The sequence below is a fragment of the Winogradskyella psychrotolerans RS-3 genome (assembly GCF_000427335.1).
Lineage (GTDB): Bacteria > Bacteroidota > Bacteroidia > Flavobacteriales > Flavobacteriaceae > Winogradskyella > Winogradskyella psychrotolerans.
Map to the genome: position 1 here is coordinate 1 of NZ_ATMR01000162.1, position 869 is coordinate 869.

General features: G+C 56.5%; 1 protein-coding gene and 1 pseudogene. One reads left to right on the plus strand and one right to left on the minus strand.

The window, feature by feature from the left end:
• Positions 1-398 (plus strand): annotated as a pseudogene (locus ADIWIN_RS20610) (IS481 family transposase); the annotation flags it as partial.
• Between the two features lie 48 nt (positions 399-446).
• Here the strand turns inward: ADIWIN_RS20610 and ADIWIN_RS21495 are convergent.
• Positions 447-869 (minus strand): hypothetical protein (locus tag ADIWIN_RS21495; protein ID WP_040757581.1); only part of this gene is annotated, 423 nt, incomplete at its 5' end.

Sequence of the window (869 nt, forward strand, 5' to 3'; positions counted from 1 at the left end):
GGCTCAGAGCACAACCACACCAACCCACCACGATCAGCGAGCTGCAACTACTGCTGGGCGAGTTCGCAGACGAATACAACCAGCGTCGCCCACACCGCTCACTAGAGCACCAAGCAACACCAGCAACGGCCTACACAACCAGCATCAAAGCCACACCCGCCAGCAGCCCACGCGACGACTCCCACAACCGCGTCCGCCACGACCGCATCGACAAATCTGGCACCGTAACCCTCCGCGTTGCCGGCCACCTGCGCCACATCGGCGTCGGCCGAACCCACGTCACACTGCTCATCCAAGAACTCGACGTCACCGTCATCAACGCCACCACCGGAGAGATCCTGCGAGAGCTCACCATCGACCTCAGCCGCGACTACCAACCCACCAGCACAAAAAAATAGTCCGAACCCACAAACCGTGGGTTCGAACTATTCCGATGTCTTGCGACATCACACGGCCGCGCCCGCAAGGATATAGACCCACATCAGGTGATTCGGCACGACCTGCAGGTTTTGTAGCAGATAGATGCCGAAGGCCACGGCAACCGCAGCTTCAGTGGCCCGAATTATTACTACCCAGGCCGCCAGCGTTTTGTTGGCGAGCTTGAGTATCGGATACAGAAGCACGCCGAATGCGGCGATCAAGATTCCCGAGAACATCATGAGCACCACTCCGGTAGTGAGCATTGACCTACTCGCTTGGCCACCGAGGAATGACTCAACGAATGACAACCCAATGGCCGCCGTGAGTACTTGAACGATGAAGAGAACTCCGATTGATACTGCAGAATTTCTTTTGAACATGTGTTTGGTCTCCTTCTTGTTTATTAGTCCCGCACCGATAGTGGGGACGTCGTGGCTGATTGTCGTAAT